Source organism: uncultured Salegentibacter sp., from assembly GCF_963972535.1.
GTDB lineage: Bacteria > Bacteroidota > Bacteroidia > Flavobacteriales > Flavobacteriaceae > Salegentibacter.
In genome coordinates, this window is sequence record NZ_CAXAVR010000150.1 from 1 (window position 1) to 5,169 (window position 5,169).

General features: G+C 38.5%; 5 protein-coding genes. All 5 read right to left on the reverse strand.

From position 1 onward, the window contains the following. Nucleotides 1-416: 416 nt before the first annotated feature. Nucleotides 417-1,301, reverse strand: a complete 885-nt coding sequence (locus AACZ30_RS12795; RefSeq protein WP_339649804.1) for a biotin-dependent carboxyltransferase family protein — start codon at nt 1,299-1,301, stop codon at nt 417-419. Further along, the gene (gene pxpB, locus AACZ30_RS12800; RefSeq protein ID WP_339649807.1) at nt 1,291-1,995 is read right to left on the reverse strand and encodes a 5-oxoprolinase subunit PxpB; all 705 of its coding nucleotides are present in this window, start codon (nt 1,993-1,995) and stop codon (nt 1,291-1,293) included. Before pxpB ends, AACZ30_RS12795 begins: the two co-directional genes overlap by 11 nt. A 19-nt stretch (nt 1,996-2,014) precedes the next feature. Next, on the reverse strand, nt 2,015-2,758 hold the full coding sequence (gene pxpA / locus AACZ30_RS12805) for a 5-oxoprolinase subunit PxpA (RefSeq protein WP_339649810.1): 744 nt from the start codon (nt 2,756-2,758) through the stop codon (nt 2,015-2,017). A gap of 109 nt (nt 2,759-2,867) precedes the next feature. Continuing rightward, nucleotides 2,868-4,088, reverse strand: coding sequence for an Nramp family divalent metal transporter (locus AACZ30_RS12810; RefSeq protein ID WP_339649812.1), 1,221 nt, complete (start codon nt 4,086-4,088; stop codon nt 2,868-2,870). After that, on the reverse strand, nt 4,088-5,158 hold the full coding sequence (locus AACZ30_RS12815) for a DUF2891 domain-containing protein (protein ID WP_339649814.1): 1,071 nt from the start codon (nt 5,156-5,158) through the stop codon (nt 4,088-4,090). Before AACZ30_RS12815 ends, AACZ30_RS12810 begins: the two co-directional genes overlap by 1 nt. Nucleotides 5,159-5,169 lie beyond the last annotated feature (11 nt).

Here is a 5,169-nt window from a genome sequence, read left to right on the forward strand (position 1 = left end):
TTTGACATAGTCATTTTAGTTAGCTAAAGTGTTTTGGGGCAAAAAAGTGTCGTCAACGGTGAGGAGTTTGATTGGTAGGGTAATCAGGCTTCTCGTAACCAGGGCGGCACTTTTTTATTTCAGTGAGCCTTGATATTCATAAGGCCTTTGGCCGTAATGAATATCTTAGAGCGAACTAATCCCGATTTCACATCGGGATCTTCTCCAACTTAATGTTGTTCCAAGCGATACACTGAATTCATTTCAGAGCCTGTCCCGATTTGTAATTGGGGGTCTAATTCTAAATATATAAAAGCACTTAAAATCTGCAAATAGCTCAGTACTAAACTAACTAGCTAACAACTTAGATGCTGAAATAATCCCGAAGTATCGGGACAGCATGACGAAAGTATAAAGAAAAATATAAAAAAACTTTTTTAGGATAATGCTTCTCCCCCTTTGGGGGTCGGGGCGCTTTTAAACCTAATTTTACACCCTGCCCTTTTCTGCGCCATCATATTAATTCCTTTCTCGCTTAGTTGCAAAACCCTGGGATATCCACCCGTGGTTTGGCAATCCCGCATAAGAACGATTAATTTTCCTCCGGGAGTGAGTTGAACGGTCCCGGGAAGCACCGGGCCAGTAATAATTGGCTGAAGTTCGTTCTCTAAGATCTCACTTAGCTGGATCGCCATTCTATTATTATTTTTATCAATACTAAACTTACTTTGTCTCAAATGACTTTTTAAAGTTTCAGGTAATTTTTCAAATTCAGGGCCGGGAAAAACTTCTATTTCTTCAAAATTCAGATATTCCTCATCAAATTTTATGGCAGCGTGAGTCTCATATTTTTCCTCCTCAGAAGCTTCATATTGAAGCTTCATTCCTTTTTCGAGCTTTTCGTGGCTGGTAATATCTTCGTACCAACTACGGCTCCCCAGGACCTTTTCTGTTTTAAATCCGTCAAGGATTGCTAAATACGAACGCATTCCGTAATCCGGTCTTCCGAAAGATAAAATATCACCTTCGTGAATTTTCACCACTTCATTATTGTCAATTTCAGAATCGTTTAGTTTCGGAGAAAGATTTGCTCCGCTAATGGCAATTTTTGTGGCTGCCGAAAATTTAAGTTTTGGTCCCATTTGGGTAATTTCCATCACCGCAGCATCTGCCTGATTTTGCAAAATAAGGTTGGCGGTTTTTAAAGCAATCCTATCCATCACTCCACTCAAAGGAACTCCATATTTTTGAAATCCGCGACGACCAAAATCCTGGATCGTAGAAAATAATCCCGGATGTAAAATTTCAACTTCAGCCTTCATAATTTTCTTTTTTTAGTTGAAAAGTACCTTCGGAAATTTGCTCAGAAATTTCTTTAAATTCTTCTTTGGAAACCGAATAAAATTTCACTTTATCCCCGGCCGAAATCTCACAGGGAGGATCGTTATTTTTATCAAAAAATTGAACCGGACAATTGCCTAAAATCTGCCATCCGCCGGGACTGGATTTCGGGTAAATCCCGGTCTGGTTTTCGCCTATTCCAACAGCCCCTTTTTCGATTTTCATTCGGGGTTGATTTCTACGCGAAATTTGAAGCTTTTTATCAAGGCCTCCCAGGTATAAAAATCCGGGTAGAAATCCTGTAAAAAATACGGTATAAAATGGTTTGGTATGCAGCTCGATAATTTCTTCTTTAGAGAGTTTTTTTTCTTTGGAAATGTATTCCAGATCCCAACCGAATTCCTTCTCATAGCAAACCGGTAAATGAAAAATTTGCTGGTTATTTATTTTTCCTATCTTAGCCTCTCCAAACACCTTTTTAATTACTGAAACCTCATCATAGACGTTTTCTATGCTAAACATATAACTAATTAATAACGAGTTATATGTATTGATTACCTCAACATTTACTTCATCATAAAATTCTTCTAGTTTATCTTTGTAAAAAAGGAGTTTTTTGAGAAGTTTTTCACTGATTTCAGGCTCAAATTCTATTAGAATTCCCCGCTCCCCCATCGGTGTTATTTTAGGAAAATCATTCATTTGCATTCTTGATTTTAATATTATGCTCAGCAAATTTCTGCTGTAAAAAGCTCATAATTTCAACTGAATTTGGCGTATCACTATGCAGGCAAAAAGTAGTGGCGGTGCAACTAATTTTAGCCCCGTTTTCGCAGGTAATTTTTCCTTCAGAAAACATAGAAAAAAGATGTTCAAAAACAGCCTCTTTTTCGCTTATTAAAGCATTGGATTTTGAACGAGAAACCAGGCTGTAATCTGGGTTATAATTTCGGTCTGCAAAAGCTTCAAAAACGATTGGAATTTTCCCTTTTGCAAGTTTAGAAATCACAGAATTTAACGGACAAAAAAGCGCTAATTTTTGATCAAATTCCAGTAAAGAATCTATGATAATTTGAGCTGTTTTTTCGTCTTTTGCAGCTTCGTTATAAAGTGCTCCATGAGGTTTTACGTGGGTAAGTTTTACCCCTTCTGCTTCGGCCAATTGTTTTAAACTTAAAATTTGCGCAACAATAGAACGCTGCAATTCTTCCGCAGAAATCTTCATAGTTTTTCTTCCAAAATTCTCCTTGTCTGGATAAGAAGGATGCGCCCCAATTTCCACTCCATGCTCCACGGCAAGTTTAATAGTTTGCTGCATGGTTTCCAGGTTTCCGGCGTGACCACCGCAAGCAATATTGCAGGCAGAAATATGCGGCATTAGATCTGCATCAAAGTCGCCGCCTTCACCTAAATCGCAGTTTATATGGATTTCTTTCATCTTTTTATTTTAAGTTATGCAGCTTTCTACTAATTAAATTTCTATACAATATCAGGAACTTTATACCTACAAGGTTTTAGAAACCTTGCAGGAATATAAAATAGATGTATTAAAAACTCTGTAAAACGCTTAGAATCGCTTTAATTCCTAAAAATACGGAAAGCGCAATAACAAGTATTCCCAATACATTTTGAAGCTTAGAATTGCGGTATTTCCCCAAAACAGAGACTTTATTGACTACCCAAAATAAGAAAATAGCAATTACCGGCAAGAGGATTCCGTTAGCGATTTGGGCAAAGCGTATAATCTCAATAGGATTAATTTGCAGGGAAGAGAAGAAAACACCCAAAATAAGAACCACGGCCCAGACTGATTTAAATTTCGCTGACTTCATCCCGCCTTTCCAACCAAAGCAGCCTTTTACTACATAAGCGGCGGCTAAAGGAGCGGTAATAGAAGAAGTGATCCCGGCAGCCAAAAGTCCCAAAGACATAAACCAGGTGGCAAATTTCCCAAAAAGTGGCTCCAGGCTTACCGCCATATCAGCTGCAGAATTCACATTAGTTAAGCCAGAAGAAGCAGCACTAATTAGAATCGCCATAGAAACCGTACCGCCAAGGATTATAGAAACTATGAGTTCTTTCCTGGCAATTGGCAAATAAGAAGCTTCTTTCCATTTTTCACTAACAAGAGAAGCGTGTAAAAACAAGTTGTAAGGAACAACGGTAGTACCTACAATAGCCATTACCGTAAGCAATCCCGCAGCATTGCTTGTGGGGATAAGTCCGCTTAAAACTTCTAAAATATCAGGTTTGGTAAGAATTGCAGTCAGCACAAAACTTATACTCATTAGCAAAACCAGGCCAATAAAGATCTTTTCGAGGGTTTTATAACTTCCGGTAAATAAAAGTATAAACGCGACTGCGCCAATAAAAATACTCCATAAGTTGAGCTTAAAAGTACCAATTTGCAGATTTTGAATTCCGAAGATAGCTTCGGCTCCAAGAACAGCGCCGGTAATATTCCCTGCTTCGTAAGCAGCATTCCCAATAACTATGGCTGAAAAAATAAGGATAATTGCTAAAACCCTGAAAATCGGTTTTTTAATCTCTTCCCGAATAACATCACTTAAACCCTTTTGAGAAACCACGCCAAGCCTGGCTGCCATTTCCTGTAAAATTATACAGGAAAATATAGAAAGCACTAAAGCCCAAAGCAGGCTATAACCAAATTCAACCCCGGCGAGCGTACAAACCGTAACCGTTCCCGGCCCAATAAAAGCAGCCGAAACAAGGATTCCCGGACCAAGGTTTTTCAAAAAATTTCGCACTACATACCTTTAGATTCCTGAAGGGCGTAAATAGCGAAAGATCCTAACCAATGACCGCCTTCATAAGAATCCCCTACCAAGTTCGGAAAAGAATAAGCCACGTGCTTATCAGCGATTTCCTGTAAATGCGAGAATTTATCGGGATATTGATTTATAAGTCCGTAGAAAACCCAGGCACGGCTAAAGTTGAGTCCGTCAAGATGCACCAGTTTTCCATCGGTCCTATCAGAAACTTCTCCAACTTCCATTTCAAAATCTTCAGATTTTAACTGCGGAAGAAAATCTTCAAGCCACATTTCAAAGGCATTTTTTGGTAAAACACGGCGCATTATATTAACTTCCTCCAAACAAGGTGAGAGAAAATCAAATCCGCCCGGTTCCCAGGTAATTGGGCAATTATCGTCCTTCAAATAAAAATCTCTGGCCCTATTTGAGATCAATTGCTTAAATTCAGTATTTTCGGTAGCTACGGCATAATCGTAAGCAAAACTAAGTCCGAAAGCTGTATTAGCGTGTTCCCCCACTCTAATTGGGTAATTCAGTTTTGGAAGAAACTCCAGGTATTTATTCACAATAAGATTGGTAAGCGGATCTAAATTTTGTTTTAATTCTTTGGCCAGGGGATCGTTCCAGGTTTCAATTTCTTCGGCGAGCTTCAGTAGCCAAGCCCATCCATAGGTACGCTCAAAAGAATCGCTTTGTTCTCTGTTAAAATAAGCCACTTCGCCCTGAATATTTTCTTCAGAAAGAGATTCCTTTAATTTCTCTCTAATAGTTTCAGCTTTCTCCAAATTTGGAAATTGTTTTAGCAAACTTACCATAGACCAATGCGCATGCACCGAAGAGTGCCAATCAAAACAACCGTAAAATGCAGGGTGTAATTCAGAAGGTTCTCCTAAAGCTTCTTGATTTTCCAGGGTTTGATTAAGTTTATTAGGATATTCGGTATTAATACAATTTAGCGGAAGTTCGGCTAATCTATTGGCTTCCTCCCTGGTAAATTCTACACGATTTTCACCTAATAGATCGCTGGTTAAAGAATTTTCTTCTTTAATAGTATCTCGCTCCATTTCTGAAACTT